Origin of the sequence: Mycobacterium sp. TY815 (assembly GCF_030755135.1) — a bacterium.
GTDB lineage: Bacteria > Actinomycetota > Actinomycetes > Mycobacteriales > Mycobacteriaceae > Mycobacterium.
The window spans coordinates 920,061-939,395 of the sequence record NZ_JAUFRX010000002.1; the positions used below are offsets into that span (position 1 = coordinate 920,061).

The 19,335-nt window shown below is 66.1% G+C and carries 18 protein-coding genes; 2 read left to right on the forward strand and 16 right to left on the reverse strand.

Annotation, left to right across the window (positions count from 1 at the left end; translation table 11 throughout):
- Positions 1-127: 127 nt before the first annotated feature.
- The gene (locus QXK92_RS23700) at positions 128-1,993 is read left to right on the forward strand and encodes a heavy metal translocating P-type ATPase (protein ID WP_306246460.1); all 1,866 of its coding nucleotides are present in this window, start codon (positions 128-130) and stop codon (positions 1,991-1,993) included.
- Here the strand turns inward: QXK92_RS23700 and QXK92_RS23705 are convergent.
- The 7 genes from QXK92_RS23705 to QXK92_RS23735 form a co-directional block, all read right to left on the reverse strand.
- Positions 1,986-2,750: a DUF427 domain-containing protein gene (locus tag QXK92_RS23705; protein WP_306245697.1), complete on the reverse strand. Its 765-nt coding sequence runs from the start codon at positions 2,748-2,750 to the stop codon at positions 1,986-1,988. The two genes, QXK92_RS23700 and QXK92_RS23705, sit on opposite strands and share 8 nt — an antisense overlap.
- Positions 2,747-3,022 (reverse strand): DUF6295 family protein, encoded by a 276-nt coding sequence (locus tag QXK92_RS23710; protein WP_306245698.1) that lies wholly within the window; start codon positions 3,020-3,022, stop codon positions 2,747-2,749. Before QXK92_RS23710 ends, QXK92_RS23705 begins: the two co-directional genes overlap by 4 nt.
- 7 nt (positions 3,023-3,029) lie before the next feature.
- Complete coding sequence (locus QXK92_RS23715; protein ID WP_306245699.1) at positions 3,030-3,488, reverse strand: dienelactone hydrolase family protein; 459 nt, start codon at positions 3,486-3,488, stop codon at positions 3,030-3,032.
- Between the two features lie 26 nt (positions 3,489-3,514).
- Positions 3,515-5,104 (reverse strand): esterase-like activity of phytase family protein, encoded by a 1,590-nt coding sequence (locus QXK92_RS23720; RefSeq protein WP_306245700.1) that lies wholly within the window; start codon positions 5,102-5,104, stop codon positions 3,515-3,517.
- A 55-nt stretch (positions 5,105-5,159) separates the two neighbouring features.
- The gene (locus tag QXK92_RS23725; protein ID WP_306245701.1) at positions 5,160-5,942 is read right to left on the reverse strand and encodes a hypothetical protein; all 783 of its coding nucleotides are present in this window, start codon (positions 5,940-5,942) and stop codon (positions 5,160-5,162) included.
- Between the two features lie 170 nt (positions 5,943-6,112).
- A complete protein-coding gene (locus tag QXK92_RS23730) occupies positions 6,113-7,453 on the reverse strand; it encodes a hypothetical protein (RefSeq protein ID WP_306245702.1) in 1,341 nt (446 codons plus the stop codon).
- On the reverse strand, positions 7,443-8,594 hold the full coding sequence (locus QXK92_RS23735; RefSeq protein WP_306245703.1) for a sulfotransferase: 1,152 nt from the start codon (positions 8,592-8,594) through the stop codon (positions 7,443-7,445). Before QXK92_RS23735 ends, QXK92_RS23730 begins: the two co-directional genes overlap by 11 nt.
- A 99-nt stretch (positions 8,595-8,693) precedes the next feature.
- Between QXK92_RS23735 and QXK92_RS23740 the strand changes: the two genes are divergently transcribed.
- The gene (locus QXK92_RS23740) at positions 8,694-9,722 is read left to right on the forward strand and encodes a TIGR03617 family F420-dependent LLM class oxidoreductase (protein WP_306245704.1); all 1,029 of its coding nucleotides are present in this window, start codon (positions 8,694-8,696) and stop codon (positions 9,720-9,722) included.
- Here QXK92_RS23740 and QXK92_RS23745 read toward each other — a convergent pair.
- The 9 genes from QXK92_RS23745 to QXK92_RS23785 all read right to left on the reverse strand — a co-directional run bounded on the left by QXK92_RS23745 (position 9,711) and on the right by QXK92_RS23785 (position 19,333).
- Complete coding sequence (locus QXK92_RS23745; protein WP_306245705.1) at positions 9,711-10,175, reverse strand: MarR family winged helix-turn-helix transcriptional regulator; 465 nt, start codon at positions 10,173-10,175, stop codon at positions 9,711-9,713. The two genes, QXK92_RS23740 and QXK92_RS23745, sit on opposite strands and share 12 nt — an antisense overlap.
- A gap of 71 nt (positions 10,176-10,246) precedes the next feature.
- Positions 10,247-10,591, reverse strand: coding sequence for an MmpS family transport accessory protein (locus QXK92_RS23750; protein ID WP_306245706.1), 345 nt, complete (start codon positions 10,589-10,591; stop codon positions 10,247-10,249).
- A gap of 180 nt (positions 10,592-10,771) precedes the next feature.
- Entirely contained in the window at positions 10,772-11,227 is a 456-nt protein-coding gene (locus tag QXK92_RS23755; RefSeq protein WP_306245707.1) for a type II toxin-antitoxin system Phd/YefM family antitoxin, read from the reverse strand.
- Between the two features lie 77 nt (positions 11,228-11,304).
- Positions 11,305-12,855 carry an MCE family protein gene (locus QXK92_RS23760; RefSeq protein WP_306245708.1) on the reverse strand — a complete coding sequence of 517 codons (1,551 nt, stop codon included), beginning with the start codon at positions 12,853-12,855 and terminating at the stop codon, positions 11,305-11,307.
- Positions 12,849-13,994, reverse strand: a complete 1,146-nt coding sequence (locus QXK92_RS23765) for a virulence factor Mce family protein (RefSeq protein ID WP_306245709.1) — start codon at positions 13,992-13,994, stop codon at positions 12,849-12,851. The genes QXK92_RS23760 and QXK92_RS23765 overlap by 7 nt, the downstream gene beginning before the upstream one ends.
- The gene (locus QXK92_RS23770; RefSeq protein ID WP_371934594.1) at positions 13,991-15,541 is read right to left on the reverse strand and encodes a virulence factor Mce family protein; all 1,551 of its coding nucleotides are present in this window, start codon (positions 15,539-15,541) and stop codon (positions 13,991-13,993) included. The genes QXK92_RS23765 and QXK92_RS23770 overlap by 4 nt, the downstream gene beginning before the upstream one ends.
- 29 nt (positions 15,542-15,570) lie before the next feature.
- Complete coding sequence (locus QXK92_RS23775) at positions 15,571-16,992, reverse strand: virulence factor Mce family protein (protein WP_306245711.1); 1,422 nt, start codon at positions 16,990-16,992, stop codon at positions 15,571-15,573.
- A complete protein-coding gene (locus tag QXK92_RS23780; protein ID WP_306245712.1) occupies positions 16,989-18,029 on the reverse strand; it encodes a virulence factor Mce family protein in 1,041 nt (346 codons plus the stop codon). Before QXK92_RS23780 ends, QXK92_RS23775 begins: the two co-directional genes overlap by 4 nt.
- Positions 18,026-19,333 carry an MCE family protein gene (locus tag QXK92_RS23785; protein WP_306245713.1) on the reverse strand — a complete coding sequence of 436 codons (1,308 nt, stop codon included), beginning with the start codon at positions 19,331-19,333 and terminating at the stop codon, positions 18,026-18,028. The genes QXK92_RS23780 and QXK92_RS23785 overlap by 4 nt, the downstream gene beginning before the upstream one ends.
- Positions 19,334-19,335: the final 2 nt, after the last annotated feature.

Below are 19,335 nucleotides of genomic sequence, written 5' to 3' on the forward strand. Positions count from 1 at the left end.
TACCGTTGACCTGTGCAATTACGCATCCATCTGGAATCGCAGTTGCATACCTTCACACATATGCAGCTATAGTGGCCGCGTGTCTGCAACCGCGGTCCGCCCTACCGCCGATGCGGCGCATCGGGCGCTGCCCGGTGTCGCGTCGATATCCGAAGTTCGCTGGGCCCTGATCGCGACCGCGTTCTTCGTGTTCGGGCTCACCGGCCAGCTCGCCGGTGTCCCCGGCTGGCTCGTCTGGGTGCTGTATCTGGCCTGCTACGCCGCCGGCGGATGGCAGCCGGGCCTGGCCGGGCTGGACGCGCTGCGAAACCGGGTACTGGACGTCGACCTGCTGATGGTTCTTGCAGCGATCGGCGCCGCCGCGATCGGCCAGGTCTTCGACGGCGCGTTGCTGATCGTCATTTTCGCCACCTCCGGCGCCCTGGAGGCCGTCGCGACCCGGCGCACCGAGGACTCGGTGCGCGGACTGCTGCGCCTGGCGCCCGAAACCGCCACCCGTGTCGATGATTCCGGTGCCGAAGAGGTGGTGGACGCCGCGCGGCTGGCGGTGGGGGACGTGCTGCTGATCCGCCCCGGCGAGCGCGTCGGCGGTGACGGCGTGGTGCTCGAGGGCGCCAGCGCGGTCGATCAGGCCACCATCACCGGAGAACCGCTGCCGGTCGAAAAAGCCACTGGTGACGAAGTTTTCGCCGGCACTGTCAACGGCACCGGCACGCTGCTGGTCCGGGTGACGCGGCCGAGCGCCGACTCTGTCATCAGCCGCATCGCGGTGATGGTCGCCGAAGCCAGCGCGAGCAAGGCTCGCACTCAACTGTTCATCGAGAAAGTAGAGCAGCGCTATTCGGTGCTCATGGTGGCGGCGACCGTCGCGTTAATGGTGATTCCCCTGCTGGCGGGCAGCGATCTGCGCTCGTCGCTGCTGCGCGCGATGACGTTCATGATCGTGGCCTCACCCTGCGCGCTGGTGCTGTCCACGATGCCGCCGCTGTTGGCGTCGATCGCCACCGCCGGCCGACACGGCGTGCTGGTGAAGTCGGCCGTGGTTCTGGAGAAGCTCGCCGGGGTCAGCCATGTCGCGTTCGACAAGACCGGCACCGTGACCAAGGGAACGCCGCAGGTCAACAGCCTTCACCCGGAGGCCGGGTACACCTGCACCACCCTGCTGTCGCTGGCCGCTTCGGCCGAATACCACTCCGAGCACCCCGTGGCCCGGGCCATCGTCGCCGCCGCGCGCAAGGCGGGCGCCGCGGTCCTGCCGGCGACGGAGTTCACGTCCGCGCCCGGACGTGGCATCCGCGCACGGGTGGGCCACGACACGGTCGAGGTGGGCAGCCCCGCACTGCTCGGCCACCACGGCGCCGTCGTGCAGTTGGAACAGACCGGCCACACCGCGGTCGTCGTCGCCGTCAACGGCACTCATGCCGGCGTGCTCGGGCTCACCGACGACCCGCGCGAGGACGCGAGAGGCGCCGTCGCAGAGCTCGAATCCCTTACCGGCACAACACCGTTACTGGTGACCGGGGACAACCCCCGGGCCGCCGGGCGGCTCGCCGCCGACGTCGGGATCACCGACGTGCACGCCGGCCTGCTGCCCGAGGACAAGGTCGGCGTGGTGCGCGCACTGGAGGCGCACGGGGCCAGGGTCTTGTTCGTCGGCGACGGTGTCAACGATGCTCCCGCGATGGCCGCCGCGCACGCGGCGGTCGCCATGGGCCGTTCCGGATCCGACCTTGCCCTGGAAACGGCCGACGTGGTGATCACCCGCGACGACCTGGCCGCGCTACCGGCCATCGTCGTACTGGCCCGCCGGGCCCGGCGCGTGGTCGCCGCCAACCTGGTGATCGCCGCGACCTTCATCGTCGTCCTGGTCACCTGGGATCTGCTGGGACACCTTCCCTTGCCCCTGGGAGTGGCGGGGCACGAAGGTTCGACGGTCCTCGTCGGCCTCAACGGCCTGCGCCTGCTGCGCGATCGTTGCTGGCGGGCTAGCTGAACTGGGTCCGCGGGCGGGGCAGGGCGACACCGTCGACGATGATGTCGAGTTTTTCGTTGTAGAAGGCCACCAGTCCGGCGATCGGCGCGACGGCCGGCAGCGGGTAGTGGTAGGTCCACGCCAGGTCCGGATGCAGCGTCTCGCCCACCCGCACCGACCAGTAACCGGATGTCACCCCCTTGTAGGGGCACAGCGACTGCGTGGCGGTCGGCTCCAGATACTCGAACGCGACATCCGTCGGATCGAGGTAATACCTTGTGGGCAGACCTGTTTCGAAGAGCAGGACCGGAGACCGGGTGTCGGCGAGCAGTACGCCGTCCAGCTCCACGCGGACGTGCCGGTGCGAGCGCAGCGCATCGACCCGCGCATACGGATTGCGCGGATGTCCGTAGATCTGCTCGTCCTCCTCGAACCAGCGCAGCGGATCCCAGTCGAATCGCACCAGGCCGGCGACCGGACCGTCGCTGTCTGCGTCGAAAACCCTTGCAGCAGAGGGGTGTTTCTGACCGGCACCCACCAGGGAGTACAGCCGGGACGGCCCGAGCTGGACCCGCTGCGGATGGTTCTCGTCGTCGAGGAACTCGGTGCGCACATCAGTCAGCGGGATGTAATACGCCGGGTAGTAAGGGAACTCCCACACGTAGCGTGCGGCGGTGGTGTCGAATAGCAGTTCGGCGCCGAGGTAGCCGCGCACCCGCCGCGGTGCGGGCTCGATCCGCCCTCGCGCAGCGGCCATCTGCGGAAAATCGTTGCTCATGACTGCTCCCTGGAGGCCAGGCCGGCCGGCGCGTGCGCGACGGCCGCACGGATCGCGTCAGCCAGTGCCAGTGCACTCTCCTCGGTGAGTTCCAGCGCCACCCGCGCGGACGGCCCCAGATCGGGATTAATGACGTCGATGTTGACCGTGTGCCCGTACTGCGCATGCACGGGATGGTCGACGTACACCGTCGCGCGGCTGGCTCCGAACCATCCCGTCGCGCCCTTGCCACTGCCCTCGATCTCGACGTGTTCGGTGAGATACGTACACATGGCCGACCTAGCCTTTCAGGTGGGTGGCGAAGAACGCGTCGATGCGGCGCCACCCGTCCACCGCGGCCTCGGGCCGGTAGGCCGGGCGGTCGACGGAGAAAAAGCTGTACCCGTTGGCTCCTGGCAGTGACCGCAGGTGCTCGACCGCCCCGGCCACGTCGCCCACCAAACGCTCGTCGGGCACCCCACCCGCCGCCCGGGAAGCCGCGGCGGCGTCGTCGGGTGCGGCTCCGGGAGCTTCGCGGGAGTACAGGTTCGGCGCTACCGTGTGATACCCGGAGACGGCCAGGCGCCGCACGAATTCCTTTGTCTGCCGGTCATATCCGGGCATGTGGTGAATCCACACCACCGAACCGCGCGAGCCGTCGGCCAGTGGCATGGCCCGGTACGCCTCGATCTCGTCACCGCCGTGACCGGTGAAGCTGACGGTTTCGGCCTGGATTGCGTCTGGACTATGAGGATTCACGCCGTCACCTTGCCTCCGAGACCCGTTCAGCCGACCTTGATGGCGACGGTCATCTTCTCGGTTTTGGCCGGCAACTGGTCGGTGTCGACCGCCAGGATCTCGCCGCTGTCCTGGGTTCCGTTGGGCAACGTCTTGGGCTTGAGCCGGAACGGCGGGGTGTCCGAAGCCAGTCCGGCCAGTCCGAAGTCGCTGTCGTTGGCCAGCATCAGCGTTTTCCCGCCGTCGCGGGTGGCGATGCCCTCGATCTTGTCGTGCCCGAAGAAGTCCCCCTTGGGCGAGAGCGAGCGCAGCAGCGCCGCCACATCGAGTTGCAGAGTCTTTGTGGCTGCGGTGATTCCGGCGCCCTTGAGTTTGGCCAGCGCCTCGGCGTCGGTACTGACGCCGACCAGGGTCTCGATCGGCATCTTGTTGACCAGCAGGCCGCCGGCAGCGGCGTCGTAGGTGGCACCCGGGACGGTCGAGTTCGGCCCGACATCGGTGGCCGCGGCGATGTCGGCGATGTAGATCTTCGCGTTGTTGTCCGGTGGGTTCTTGCTGTTGCGCTCGTCGATGAGGAAGGTGGTGGCGCTGAGCGCGCTGATCTCCGATACCCCGACCTTGGAGTCCTGCGGGTTGGCCAGCGGATACAGGTACTCATGCATGATGGTCCGGTTCACCAGGTTGATGGTGACGATGCGGGCGATCGGGACGGACTTGGCCGGGCCCTGCAGGCCCGGGGTCTGCAGCGCCGACTGCATGACGGCCACCAGCGTGTTGCCGTCCGGGGTGATCGTCAGCCCCTCCAGGCCCTGGTTGGGAGCGCGCAGCGAAAGCTCCCGGGGCAGGGTGTCGTCGTACGGCGAAAGACGTTCCAGCTCTTTGCCGGTGGAGTCGAAGTGGACGATGTAGGGGCCGTACTCGTCGGACACCCAGAAGTTGCCGTCCAGCGTCGCGACCAGGCCCTCGGGATCGATGCCGTAGTCCGCGGGCGGCAGGGGTGTGCCATTGAGGTCGACCATGGACTCGCCGGGAACGGCATGCGGGTCGAGCAGCCCCTCCAGGGGATGACCGTCCGGCCCCTGCAGCATGATGGTCCGCTCCACGGTGGCTACGCCGTCGTCGAGTTTGAGCTTGGCAATGTGCGGGTGAAATTCGGGGACCGGGAAGACGATCTCGTTGGGTGTGCGACCTTCGACGTTGGGTCCGCGGTCGGTGAGCCCGTAGATCTCGTTGGCACTGCCGGGTATGAGGGCGATGCCGGACCCGTGGGCGCTGGCCTGGATGTCGATTCCGCCCATGGTGGCCAGCGGCAACTGGTCCTCGGAATAGAGCTTGACGGCACGACTGACGGTGACCGGCAGTTCGTCGTTGCCCTTGTAGCCGGCGTCGGGGGTGTAAATCACCGCACCTTTGGCTCCATAGCTGATCTTGCCGTGCGCGGGCTTACCGAACGCCACGGGCGTGATACCGCCGGTGGCGGCCAGCATGCGGTCCGGGGTGATGGTGAGCGGTTTGCCGGCCGACGCGCTGATCTCCGCGTTGCCAGTCGGTGACGACGGCTTGGCGCTCTGTGCGCAACCCGCGACCGTGACCAGCACCGTCGCCAGCACGGCAAAGGTTCTTTGTGTGCGTTCCATATGCAACACCTAGCAAGCCAAGTTGACGTGCCGGTATACGCCGGCCGGAGCGTCGCTAATGCTTCTTGTCCCTGACCTTGTAGGTGGACGGCCACGATTTTCGCGACTCGTCGCCGGTCAGCGGGGTACCCATGCCGCCGACCTTCACGTTGTAGGCCTCCTTACCTGGTCCGACTTCCCGGTTGGCGTGTTCCTGAGCCAGGTAATACAGCTCGTCGATGGTGGCTTCGTCGTACGCGACGAAGGAGGTCTCCCGCGCGATGTCGTCGATTCCGGCCAGCATCCGCTCCGGCAGGGAGCGCGAAGCGAGCGCCGCCGCGCCGAGAAGTGAGAATGGGATGACCCAGTAGCAGATGAACGACAACGGCGTCTTGGTGTCCAGGATCGTCGCGTTCCCCTGCACGATCGGCGGGATGGCCGAGGACAGCGTCATACCGCCGAACGCGGCGACCCAGACCCAGGTCAAGACCGTTGTCACCCGCCGGAACAAGTCGGTGTTGACGACGTCGGGAGGTTGTTCGGCCGCGGCGAAGTCACGCACGAACGGTTTGCCGATCAGCACACCGACCAGCGCGACCAGGAATATCCCCAGGTTGCTCAGTGGCTGGATCCAGCGCGCCATGAACTCCTCGCTGAGTGCGAAGGTCAACACCGCCAGCACCACAAAGGTTGCGACAGCTCCGATTTCGAGTGTCCGCCCGGGTTTGCCGGTGGCGCGCCCGACGGCGAACACCGCGACGGCCATCAGCAGCGCGATCGAGACAGCGGTGTCGAATGGGACGTTACCGACCAGGACCCAGTAGACGATCCACGGCGCAAAGCCAAAAAGCATGCCCACGATGGGCCAGTGTATGGCCCGTCGCACCGCGGCGTGGGCAGCAGATCAGTTGCGATACCACCTGCTTGCCGTTTGCCATGACCCGGCATCGAGGGCTTCCCGATTCGGTGGGGTGCGGCTGCCCGTCCATCACACCAGGTTTCCGGCTCCTGACCTGCAGTTCAACCGCCTCAGTACTGCCGATACCGGCGGGCGACGTGCTCCTGCCGCAGCTCGATCTGCGCGGCGCGCTGTTCGGGACTCACGGTTGGGGTACCAGACGGCAACCGGCCCCGGACCTCGGATAGCGCGATCGTGTGCACGGCCGTCGTCGGCATCTGCTCCGGTGGCTTCGGATAGGTCCAGCGCACGGTGAGGAATCCGGTGCGATGCCCCACGGTGTCCAGCCAATTCGGCACACCCGGATCGCGGTGCGCGATCACATAGCGCCGGACCCCGTCGGGGTCCGTCACGGTCTGGAATGCGTTGAGGCTGCTGACGTGGTTGGCGTAGTCCAGCGACTCGCCCCAGACGTTGGACAGGTGGAAGCCCAGGTAGGCGGGGTCGACGGGAACGGTGAGCTCCACCAGCAGGGCCTCGTCCTCGTCGAGCTCGAACACGCCGCCGGAGTAGACGTTGGTGCTCTGCCCGCCGCCGGAGGCGAGATTGGCCGCCGCGGGTTCGTTGAGCCCGTTGTGTGGCATGAAGGTGACGCCGTCGCCGTTTTTGTCGCCGTTGGACTCCAGCACGATGTCGTAAAACTCGTTCCAGAACCGCATCTGGTGCTCGACCAGCTCGCCGACGCGCCGCAGCGCGGCGGCCGTGGCGTCCGGACCGGCCGGGGCCGGGTGCGTCGCGCCTCGGGCGATCGGCACGATGCGCAGCTCCGGTGACACCTCGTTGGCCCAGTCGTGGAACAGCGACCGCACGATCAGATACTGCGCGGTGTCCGTGCCGTCCTTGCCGGTGGCGATGAAGTTGCCGGTGTGAGAAGCCGGACGATCGGGCGCGCAGAGGATCTCGAATCGTCCGTCCGCATCGACGACCAGGTCGGTGCTGTCGAGCAGGCCGGTCACCACCCGTCCGCCGGGCGCCAGTTCCATCAGGCTGCCGGTATCGCCCGCGTACCTGCTGTGTGCCTCGAAGACGATGTACTGGGGCGCCACCGGCCCCGACGCCCGGGCGGCGCCACTCCAGTGCCGGTGGTCGGCGACGCGTCCGGTGATCCGGTAGCTGCGGGTCCCGTCGATCCGCGCCGACAGGTATAGCGCGTCGGCGTTGTCGATGGTGGCCTTGTCCTGCGGCTGAATGGCCCGCCGGAAGTAAGGGAATTCGGGGTCTTCGAAACAGGCTCGTTCGATCGAGCTGAACAGGAAGCCGAGCACGTAGCGATGTCCCTCGGCCAGCCCCTGTTCGGTCGGCGGCGGCGCGTGCAACCCCGGCGAGTCGACGTGGTCGCGGGCCCGGTTGATCGCGCCGATCATGTCCGCCCAGGCCGCCTGCAGCGCGCCGCGGGTGTGCTCAGTTGACATTCGCTCTCCCCTTTTCTTCAGCATCCCAACCGAATTCGTCGAACAACGAAGCCAGGCGGGTCCTGATGTCGGCCGGGTCCAGACCGAACTCAGCGAGGCTGTAGCGGTGCGCCGTCTCGTGGCCGTTCCGGCGCCCGGCGGCCTCGAACTCGGCGGCCGCCTCGGGTCCCAGACGCAGCCCCAACTCGTCGTAGACCCGCCGCATGGTGGCGGTGGGTGCCGCCACCAGGTCGCGGTAGTCCACCACGCAGGACCGCACTTCTGGATGCTCGGAGAGCACCTCCAGCGGATGGGTGTAGGAGTGGATGGACTGGTCGGCGAGCACCCGCAGCGACTGCTCGATGAGCCGTTCGTCGCGGCCACGCAGGCGCCATTCGGTCTGCATCATCTTCAGCAGGCTGGGAATGGTCTCGTACGGATTACGCATCGGCACAATGAATCTCGCATCCGGGAACGCTTCGATCAGTGCCTCCACCCGGCCGCAGAAGGTCGGGTTCTTGCTCAGGTGGATGCCGCCGCCGTTCAGCGCCAGCTGCCGGCGGACGCATTCGCGGTAGAAGCTCATCAGGCGCTGGCGCCTGCGCGCAGGCCATCGATCGACGTGGTAGAAATCCAGCTCACCCATGTAGGGGAACATCACGATCCAGAAGCCGGAGCTCAGCGACCAGGTCAGGAAGAAGTCGTCCTCCTCGGGAACGAAGAACCCGGTCTTGTGCATGTCGTCGGTCTCGGCGAACATCTTCTCTTCCGCGGCGTCGAGGCGGCGGCGCAAAGGTGCGCCGAACCTGGCATCGATGCTCAGGATCAGGCGCAGCAATCGTTTCTGCAGCAGCGACGGAAAAAAGAGTTCGTACATCAGCGCGTAGCTGAACTGAGGGTCGGCTGCCATCAACCGGTGCAGGTATGTGGTGCCACTGCGGGCGTGCCCCACGCTGAACGTCGGTGCCCGAACCTCGTTGCGCCGCAACGACGGGAAGAGCACCGGGTCGAGCGCGAAACAGACGGCGTGAAACGCCGCGATGATCGGCATGGCGATCATGAACGTCAGGTAGCGCTTGCGGGGCGTCGCTGGATCGTCACGGAGCAGCCGCAGCATGGTGGCGAAATTGGACCAGTCGAAAAAGAAGCGCGACCCGTACATGAAATTCCCTCACCCACACAACCTTTAGCCGGGAGCGTATGCCCAGATATTTGACATTGTCAAATATCTGGGCATACACCTTTCGGCTAGGGTGCTGGCATGCAGGTGTTCGCCGCGATGGCCCCGGAGTTGCCGCTGTCTGAAGTCGGCGGTTACGTCCGCCGGATGGAACGGCTGGGCTTCGACGGCGTCCACATCGCCGAGACGATCCACGATTCATTGACGGTTGCCGCCCTGGCCGCCGAGCACACCACCCGGATGACCATCCGCACCGCAGTGACGCTGGCCTTCGTGCGCAGTCCCACGCTCACCGCCTACGCCGCGTGGGATCTGGCGAAACTGTCGGGCGGTCGTTTCGAATTGGGCCTGGGCAGCCAGATCAAACAGAACATCGAAGACCGCTTCGGGATGCCGTGGTCGGAACCGCAGGCCCGGATGCGCGAGTACGTCGAGGCGTTACAGGCATTGTTCGCCGCCTTCCGCAGCGGCGGGCCGGTGCACTACGCCGGGCAGAGTTACCGCGTGACCCGGTTGCAGCCGTACTTCAACCCGGGCCCCGGCGATGTCACGCCGCCGCCGATCTGGCTGGGCGCGGTCAATTCGGGTATGTGCGAGCTGGCCGGCCGGATGGCCCATGGCGTGGTCACCCATTCGACGAATTCCGATCCCGACTATCTGCGCGACGTCGTGCATCCGGCCCTGCAGCGCGGCGCCGAGGCGGCCGGTCGCGGCAGGCCGTTGCTCGTCGTGTCAACGGCCATCGCTACCGGCAGCACCGATGGCGAGGTGGACGGCGAATGTGAACGGCAACGCCGAATGCTGGCCTTTCTGCTCTCCACGCCGGCGTATGCGGGAGCGCTGAAGAGGCGCGGATGGACATCGTTACCCGATCGGCTGCGCGCGCTGACCCGAAGTCAACGCTGGGAAGAGTTACCCGCCGTCCTCGACGACACCGTGCTGGAAGCACTGGTGGTTCGTGGCCGGTATGACCAACTCCCCCAGCTGCTCCGGGACAGGTACGGGCGCATTGCCGACGGTGTGGTGCTGCCACCGCCAGCCAGCGCAGACGACGAGTCGCTGGAACGTTGCATCCGGGACCTGCGGAAGCGCCCGGCGTCAGTCGATTGAGGTCACGGTGGTGTCGGCGAGGAAGCGGGACAGCAGCCGGTCGAACTGTCGCAAGTCGGCAGCCGACCACTGCACCAGTGCCCGCGCCAAATGTTCACGGCGCACGTCCTGCAGGGCGCGCGCAGCCCGTTCGCCCGCCGCGGTGGCTTCCACCAGGGTCTTGCGGGCATCTTCCAGATCCGACTGCCTGACGACCATCCCGTCGCCCTCCAGACTCTGCACCCGCCGGGCGGCCATGCCCAGATCCATGTGTGCCAGGCGCGCCAGCCGGCCCATTGGCAACGGCCCCTCATCGGCCAGCACCCGCAGCAGGACGTAGGACGGTTGCGACAGCTCCACCGCCGCGGCGGCGGCCTGCCGCTTGAACATCGCCCGGCTACCGCTCAGCCGCATGATCCGCGCAATGGTCGCGCTGATCGAGTCGAGCGTATCGCGCTTCCGTGCAGTGGCCACCAGGCAACTTTACTTGACTTAGTCAAGCATGAGCGCCGCGAAGACGCCTGCGCTAAGCGGCTTTTCGCTGCTCAGCGCGTGTAGATGCAGTGCGCCGAGCCACCGACGGGCTGCTGGGCCACCACTTGACCGCCGACCGTGATGCGACATCCGGGAGGAGTGGTACCGGTTCCCACCACCACGACCTGGAACAGGGTGACGTCCGGAGCCGCCTGGATGGTCCGGCTCCAGGGCAGCGGCGCGTTGTAGACACGATCGACCGCCGGGTCGGTGTCGATCGTCAGGGCGGTGCCCGTGCCCAACGCCTCGAATACCACGGTGTTCGGGTCGGCCGATGCCGGCGGCGCCGTCATAAACAGTCCGGATAATGCCGTTATGGCCAGCGCCGATCCAGCGGCTCGGGTGACACGCTTCATTCGAATCAGACCCCTTGAGTTCGGGCGGGTATTGATCGCCAATTGTCACCGACCGCACACGTTACGAGCTGGCGTTTCCCTTTTCGATGGGATGACCCTTACCCGAGTCGGTCGGAAAGTAAACATCCGCGGTGCCAAGCCGGCGAGCGAAACCGGGTTGTCTCGATTGCGTGGCCGGGATCAGGCGACGGACACGATGCGAGCGACGACCTTGCCGCCGCGACTGACCTCGATGGTCTGGCCCGCCGCGGCCCGATCGATGTAGCGGCCCGCGCGATTCCGCAGCTCGTCGAGTTCGATGCGCTGACCGGCATCCGCCGGCACCGCGGCCGCACCGGCTGCGACGATGCGGGCCAGAATCCGGCCGCCGCGGACCACATAGAGGGACTCGCCACCAGTCACCCGGTCGAAGCACCGCCCGGCGCGGGTGCGCAGTTCGTCGAGACCGACCCAACCCCGCTCCGCAGCGTTGACGGAACGGGCCGGGATCGGAGCCACCCGCCAGTCACCGACCGGCTGGATGTGCGCAACCAGCTTGCCGCGGCGGACGATATCGAGTGTCTCACCGGCGGCGACCCGTTCGAGGTACGCGCAGGTATCACTCCGGAGTTGGCCCAGGCCAATCACTTCCGGCATCTCACCTCGATCCTCGAACGCACCCGGCACCGCCGGCTACCCGATCATTATATGACCGTACGTCCGGTCAGTGTCAATCAGTTGTGCGGCGACAGCATGCCCCGCCATCCGTCGTCTCCGGTGCGCGTGGAGTTCTCGACGGTGTACCTGACCCCGTCCGGTCCGACCAGTTCACCGCTCTGTGGACTATAGACAGCTACCGGAGGCTCATTTCCGGTGTAGACGCAGGGATTTGGCTGTTGGCCGTTGCACACCACCGAGCCGGAATGCGGCCGCGACAGCGGGTCACTGACCGGTGGTGGCGTGCCGGGTACCCGGTCGGCCGGAGCGGGGTTCATGCCGTTGTTGATCGACGGAGCGGGGATCACCTGCCCCGGCTTGACCGGTTGGTCGCATCGGGCGGCGGCTGCCGGGCAGGTCAGGATCTGGTTCGGGTCGCCGTACCAGGGGTTGGTGCCCAGTGGCTCATAGGGTTTGGAGTCGCGGCATTCGCGCGGCGTCGCAGCGCGTTTACCCGGCACATCGACACATGGCAGGTTGCGCGCTCCGCGCACGGCATTGGACGGAGTGTCCTGCGGGATCTTGCAATACGTGCCCGACGGCATCGGTTGCAGGCTGGTGTCTGCCGGGGACCGCCACTGCGGCGCCGGGAGGAAACCGGTCAGACACGGCGGCGGCTGGTTGATCGTCAGGTGCGTGCCCAGCGAGGCAAAGCCAGGAAAGGCCGACGTCACCGTCTGGCCTTCCGACGCGCCCTGCGGATAGGCGACCAGCAGTTGCTCGACGCCCTTGTGATAGCGCTTGAGCATTTCCAGCACGATCTCCAGGTTCGCCAGCGTCTGCGGGAGCGACTCGCGAACATCGTTGAACACGGCATCCACCAGATCGGTCGTCGGCGTCGCCTGGTTCAGAATGCTCTGTACGTGTGGGTCATTTTCCGCGGCCTGCGCGGCCAGCGTGTCCAGGTTGTGCGACCAGCGTCCGATCGCGTCGCCCGAGGTGACCTGGCTGTCGATGACCGGACCCGAGTTCTGGATGATGTCGTCGATGTCGGAGATGTTGGCCTTGAAGTCGCCGGCGATCGCCTGCGTCGCGTCGACGAGCCGCTGTAGCGCAGGGCCCAATCCACCGACGGCTTGGGCTGTTTCGTCGAGCAATTGCGGGATCTTGCCGGTGGGCAACGCGGCCAGGCCCCGGTTGGCGGCGTCCAGCGCCGGCCCGATCTCGCTGGGCACGCTGCCTTTCGTGATGGTCTGTCCCGCCGCGAAATACCGGCCCGGATTGCCCGACGACACCAGGTCCAGATACTGCTCGCCGACCGCCGACATGGAACGGACGTTCGCCGACGCGTCGACCGGGATTTTGAAGCGGTCCGCGATGCTCATCCGCACCAGCGCGCCGTTCTCGGTCGGCTCGACGGAAGTGACCGTGCCGATGGTTTCCCCGCGATAGGTCACGTTGGCCGTCTTGTACAGACCACCCGATACGGGCAGGGTGGCGTTCAGCGTGTACTGGCCGACGCCCGCAGCGGTGGGAATCCGTAAGTAGTACCAGCCCAACGCGATTGCCGTGACCAGACTGATCAGAGTGAACAGGAATATCTGGCGCCAGATCAAGCGGGTCAGCATTGCCTGTCCGCCCTTTCGACCAGCGGGCCGCCCGGGGCGTCATTGGGGTTGGGTGTGTACCGGACGTCGGGGATCATCGTTTCCGGGTCACGGCCCCAGGATTGTTCCAGTGCGCGCAGGGCTCCGGAGAAGCCCGTCCCGGTGAGGACGGCGTTGTCGACGGCGCTCATGGTGAGGTCGAGCGTCAGCGACAGGTTGAAGTAGTCGCCGCGGAACGCCTTGGGCACGGAGTCGACGTCGAACGGCCGGACCAGCATCAGCTTCAGCGCCTGGATCAGATACGGTGCGCCGCGGCCGAACTCCCGTAACGGACACTGCAGCGCAACAAGGTCCTGGTGCAGATCGCCCCGCGACGGAGACAGATACTGGTTGGCGACGCCGCCGAGCCGCCCTACCGAGTCGACCGCATTGATCAGCAGGTTCTGCTTGTCCGCGAAATGTTTGAGCAGTGGTGGGAATTCGGTGAGCACCCGGTTCAGGACGTCCGAGCGCCGGCCCACGTAGCCCAACAGCCGGTTAGTGGAATCGATCGCCCGGGTGATGTCGTCGCGTTGCTCGTCGAGTTGGGCGGTGAACGTGTCGAGTTTGCCGAGGAATGCTCTGAGCTCGTTGGCCCGACCGTGCACGATGTCGTAGACCTCGTTCTGCAACACTTCCACGTTCGGCACTCCGCCCCCGCGCAAGATCATGGCCAGGCTGGCCAGCGTCTGCTCGGTCGTCGGATAGGTCGACGAATTCTTCAGCGGGATGGTGTCTCCCGGCCGTAGCGGCTCGGGAGACGGATCGGGTGGCGCGGCCAGTTCGATGTGCTGTGAGCCCAGCAGGCTGGTCTGCCCGATCTTGGCCGTCGCGTTCCGCGGTAGTTTGACGCCCTTGTCCAGTCGAAGGGTCAGCGTCGCTACCCAGTTCTTCAATTGGATCGCGCGGACCGTGCCGACAAACACGTCGGCGACCCGGATCCGGCTGTTGGTATTGAGGGCCAGAGTGTCGGCCATCTGCACGTACACGGTGTAGGAGCCGGACCCGCTACCCGGACCGCCGGGCATCGGAATGTTCGCCACGCCACGCCAATCCGCGCACGACGTGAGTGTCAGCGTGCAGACGAAGATGGCCAGCGCCGGGCGGATTCGGGCTTTCACGAGCCGGCCCCTGTCGCCACGGCCGCTTCCGCGGGCAAGGGTGGACCGGGAGCCGCGGGCATCGGTGCGGCCGGCCCAGGGACTACGCCCGGCCCGGGCGGCGGCGGCGGAATGGGCACCTGCGCCTGCAGGCCGATCGGCGGCAACACCGGGTATTCGTCGTACGCGTTCGGCGGACCGGGCGGGGTCTGCAGCCCCGACTCTGGTGGTGCGATGTCCGTGCCCCCCATCAGTTCGGCCAGGGATTCGGGGGTCAGCAGGCCCGCCGTGATCGGCCCCACCTGGGTACCCTGCATGCCCGGCGCGACCACCCAGCCGGGCTGGGTGTTGCGGTGCGACAACGGGGTGTCGGGCACCCAAATCCCCGGGACCGTGGTGTCTTTGTAGCCGTTCGGCGGTTGCAGCCGGGGCTCGGAGTACGCGACCTCTTTGGGCAGCACCTCGGCGGTGCTGAACAGGTTCAGCCCGAAGGGCAGATAGTTGAACTTGATCGCGTCGAGCACCGGCGCCAGGTATTGCGCGCACAGCTCAGCGGAGTCCTGGTAGCCCAGGCGGCTACCAGCCTGAATCATGCTGCACATGAACTGCATTGGGTTGGCAAAGTTCGGGATGGCCGGGATCGACATGACCGCGCCGTGGGACGGGTGGTAGATCTGGCTGAGGTTGGTCTCCAATGTCGGCAACACGTGCAGGGCGGTTTCCAAACCGTTGAGTGGTTCGGGCTGGACCAGCGCGGTGGTCAGGGTGGCGAGGTTGCCGACATCCTGAGCGAGCACCTCGCGGTTCTCGGTCAGGAACGGCCGCAGCGTGGCGAGCAGCCCGTCGAACTGTTGAATGGCATCGGCGAGCGCGCGGTCGGAACTGGTCAGTCTGTCGGTGAATTGGGCCAGGTTGGTGTTCAACGCGACGAACTGCTTGTCGTCCTTGTGCAGGGCGTTGACGAACCGCGCCAGACTGCGCACCACCGCGAAGAAGTCACCCCGGCCTTGGTTCAGGGCGGTCAGCGCCCGCGACAGGCTGTCCAGCGTGGTGTTGAACTGCTTACCCTTGCCGGCCAGCCCGTCGGCGAAAGACTCGATCAGGTCACCGAACGGGCCCTTGGGCTGCTCGGGTGTGGGGCCCAGCTTGTCGATGATATTGGCGACGCTGGCGCGCAGTTCATCCCATTCCGTCGGCACCTGCGTGCGCTCGATGGGAATCACCGCGTGATCGGACATCACCGGACCGCCCCGGTAGGGCGGCTCCAGCTGAATACTGCGGGACGCCACCAGAGTTGGGTTCACGATCACCGCCGACGCGTTGGCCGGCACCTTGTACTTGTTGGCGTAGTGAAACGTCACCTTCATCTTGTCGCCGGCCGGTTCGATGGAGTCGATGGCGCCGACACGTACGCCCATGATCTGGACTTTGTCGCCGGAGTACAGCGCGATCGCCGCAGGCAGATAGGCGACCACGGTGTTGTTGCTCATCTTCTGGTAGAGCTGCCAGCCGACGAAGGCGGCGACCAGGCCGACGATCACGACGACCGTTGCGACCACGCTACGCAGCTTCGGCTTGGGAAAAGCGAAACCGTTGCTCAACTCTGGCCTCCCGTCGTACCTTCGGTGCGCGCTCCGGGCGGCGCGTTGGGCGGCAGCGGCACCGGCGTGCCCGGGACATCCGGGGGCGCCTCACCCGGCCGCCCCGCGATCGGGATTCCCGGCGTCGGGGGCACGCCGTTGGGATTCGGCGGCGACGCCTGCACATCGAGGGGGGCCGGGAAGCTGCCGCCGAACGGGCCGACGTCAACGCCCGCGCAGGGCAACGGATTCCACGGCCGGGGCAGCGCATCGGGCGCCGGTGTGTACGAGCACGCCGATCCCGGCGGGACGGCCGGTCCGGGATGCTCCGGGGTGCCCTCCAGTACCTGCGGCGCGGGTGGCGGTGCGCCGTTGGGGAACCGGGTGCCGTTGGGATCGGGGAAGCGGAATGCGGGCAGGCCCGCGCTACGCCAGAATTCTTCCGGATCCAGACCGCGCTTCTTGAACGCGGCATCGACGAACGGCTGCAGCATCCAGTACGGCAGTAGGTTGGACAGAACGATCTTGAAGAACGGTCCCGACGCGACGGACTCGCCCAGCCCGGCCGCGAATTGGCTGACGAACGTGAGCGTTTGAGCAAGGTCGTCCTTGCGCTGCACCAGCACGTCGGTCAGGGCGTGCAGTTGCTCCAGCGCCGCGTTCAGGTTCGGGTTGTCGTTGATGAAGCCCTTGATCTGCGCCGCGACGCCCGAAATATTCTGCAGCAGAGCGTCGATGGCCCGGCCGCGTTCGTTGAACGCGACCAGCAACGTCTTGGCGTTGACCAGCAACCGGTTGATCTGCTCGCTGCGGTCGCCGAGCACGCTGGCCACCTGGTTGGCCTGCGCGAGCAGATGTTTGATCTCGTCATCGCGCTTGCCGATGGTGTCGGAGAACCTGGCCACGCCGTCGAGCGCGGCGCTGATGTGCGGGTAGGTCTGATCGATGGTCTCAGAGAGCACATTCAGCGATTGTTTGACGGTGTCGATGTTCCATCCGGTTGCGGCCCTGGTGATGTCGAAGTTCGCGTCGTAGAGCTGGTAGGGGGTGGTGCTCTGGCCCAGTGGCAGCACCCCGCTGGGCCGCAGGACTTTGGCTCCCCGCGGCTCGATCTCGAGCACCTTCTTGCCCAGGATGGTGTCGGTTTTGATCGCCAACCGGCTTTCGGTGCCGATGGTGTTGGCGCCGATGGTGAACTTCACCAGCACGTGGTCGCCCTCGACCTCGATGCCCTCCACTTTGCCGACATTGACTCCGGTGATGCGCACCTTGTCGTTCTTGTTCAACTGACCCGATTCGGTGAACTGCCCGTAATAGACCGGGGCCGCGAACATCATCGGCACGCTGGTGAAACTCTGACCGACGAGGACGACGAGCACCAGCACCCCGATGCCCATCAAGCCGACGCGGTTTCGGTTGAATTCGGTGAGTGTCCTCATTGGGGCGTGCACCTGCCCGTCGGCTGCTGCCAGATCCGGACCGTGCGAACCGGACCGCCGCCCTGCAATCCGTTCCACCGGATCGAGAGGTCGCAGACGTAGAAGTTGACCCAGTCGCCGTAGAGACCGATGCTGCGCCCGATCAGGTTCAGCGCGGTGGGGGTCTTGTGGATCAGGTCGCTGAGCTGGTCGCGCTGATCGATCAGCGGCTGCTGGAAGGCCTGCAGGTAGTTGATCTCCTTGTGCAGCAGCGCGCGGTTGTCCGCCAGGAGTTCCGACACTGTGCCGGCGGCGTTGCTGATGTTGGCCAGTCCGGTGGCCAGCGGGTCGGCGTGGTTCTGCAGACCGGTGATCAACCTCTCGAAGTTGTCCACCGTTTCGTCGAACTCCTGGCGATGCCGGACCGTGGTGTCCAGCACGATGTTCAGGTTCTTGACCACCTCACCGATCGCCCGATCGCGTTCGGCGATCTGCGAAGTGAGCTGCGCGGTCTGGTCGAGGATGTCGTTGATCGTTCCGCCCTGGCCCTGGAATACGGTGATGATCGACGAGGCGATGGTGTTGACCTTGTCCGGTTCCAGGGCCTTGAACAACGGCTTGAATCCACCGATCAGCGCGTCGAGGTCCAGGGCCGGTGTAGTCCGGGACAGCGGAATCAGTCCGCCTGCCGGCAGGATCTGATCTGCTCCGTCACCCATCCCCCGCTTGAGCTCGACGAAGCGGTTGCCGAGCAGGTCGAGATAGCGGATCTGCGCGGTGGTCGACTGGTACAGCTGGATCGAGCGGTCGATGGCGAAGTCGACCCGCACCCGGTTGCCACCATCGATCAGGTTGACGGATTTGACCTTGCCGATCTCCACTCCGGAGGCGCGCACGAACTGGCCGTCTTTCAGGCCGCTGCCGTTGGCGAACTCCGCGGAATAGGTGTTCGTGCTGATGAAACGCATCTGAGCGAACACCACCACGATCGACACGACGATCAGGGACAGCACCAGGGAGACGATGCCGAGTTTGATTGCGCTGCCGGTGATTTTCATGGGTTGATCGTGTTGTCCCCGACTTGGCGGCCCCACACGTACTCGAGCGCGTATGGCGAGCCGGTGTCCACGTGGTTGTACGGTGCGAGGCTGGCGCCGGTGTCCACCACCAGGCTCGGCGCCGGCCAGAAGTCGTGATTGATCGGCTGCCAGCAGCCTGGTGCGCCGCCCGGTCCGCCACGGGCGTTCACCCGGGGCAGATTCTCCGGATAGGTATAGGGATTGGGTGCGCCGCCGACCAGTCCGGCCACACCCAGGAGTCCCTGCGAGAGCACCGCGCCGGTCAGCCCGGGCAGCGTCAGAATGCCACCCAGCCCGGATGTCAGTTCGGTCATGGTTTTCAGTCCGTAGCCGTTGCCGCCGCCCGTCGTCGCATATGCCGCCGGCTCGGCGTCGCGGTAATTCCGGATCGTGCAGAAGATTTCGGGACTGTAGGCGTCGAACAGCTGGGCGGTGGGCAGTAGATCGGAGATGCCGCGCTGCAGGTAGGGCCCACCCCGGGCGAAGATGTCTGCACCGGTGTCTCCCAAGCCGGCGGCGGCCAGCAACGCCGAATCCAGTTCGGCTTCCTGGCGGTGCAGCGTGCGCGCGGTGACCACCGCGTGGTCCAGCGCGTCGAAGAGATCCGGCGCGGCGTTGTTGTAGGTGTCGGCCAAGGCGGCGAGCTGTTGAATGTCGTGCCGTACCTGCGGCATCCGGGGGTTGATGTCGTCGAGGATGGCATTGGCGTTGACAATCGACTGGCCGAACTTGTCGCCCAGTCCGGCCAGGGCCTGCGCGGCCGCGGACAACGTCAGATTCAGCTTGATCGGATCCACCTTCTCGGCGATCGCGGTGAGGGTCTCGAACAGGGTGTTGAACTCGGTGGTCACCGACCGCGCATCGATCTCGGTCTTCGATGAAATACGCTGTGGTGTAGGATTTTTCGGCGAGGTCAGCGACACGTACTTGTTGCCGAAGACGGTGGTGGCCTTGATGTTGGCCTCCACATTGGCCGGAATCAGCCTGATGTACTCCGGATTGATTTCCATAGAGAACTTCGCCACCGGCACGCCGTCGCGCTGGATCTCCGAAATGTTGGTGACACGACCGATTTCCACCCCGTTGTAGGTGACCTTCGATCCCGGGTCCATCACCAGGCCGGCCCGGGGGGCCACCATCGTCAACGGCGTCTTCGGCGTCAGCTTGCCCCGGAACTGAAACCAGACGAATCCCAGCACCACGGAGAACACCACCAAGAAGACCACCGCCGCGGTCTTGTAGGGCGGGATGCGTGGCGGGTTCTCCTTCACCGGCATGGTCATGT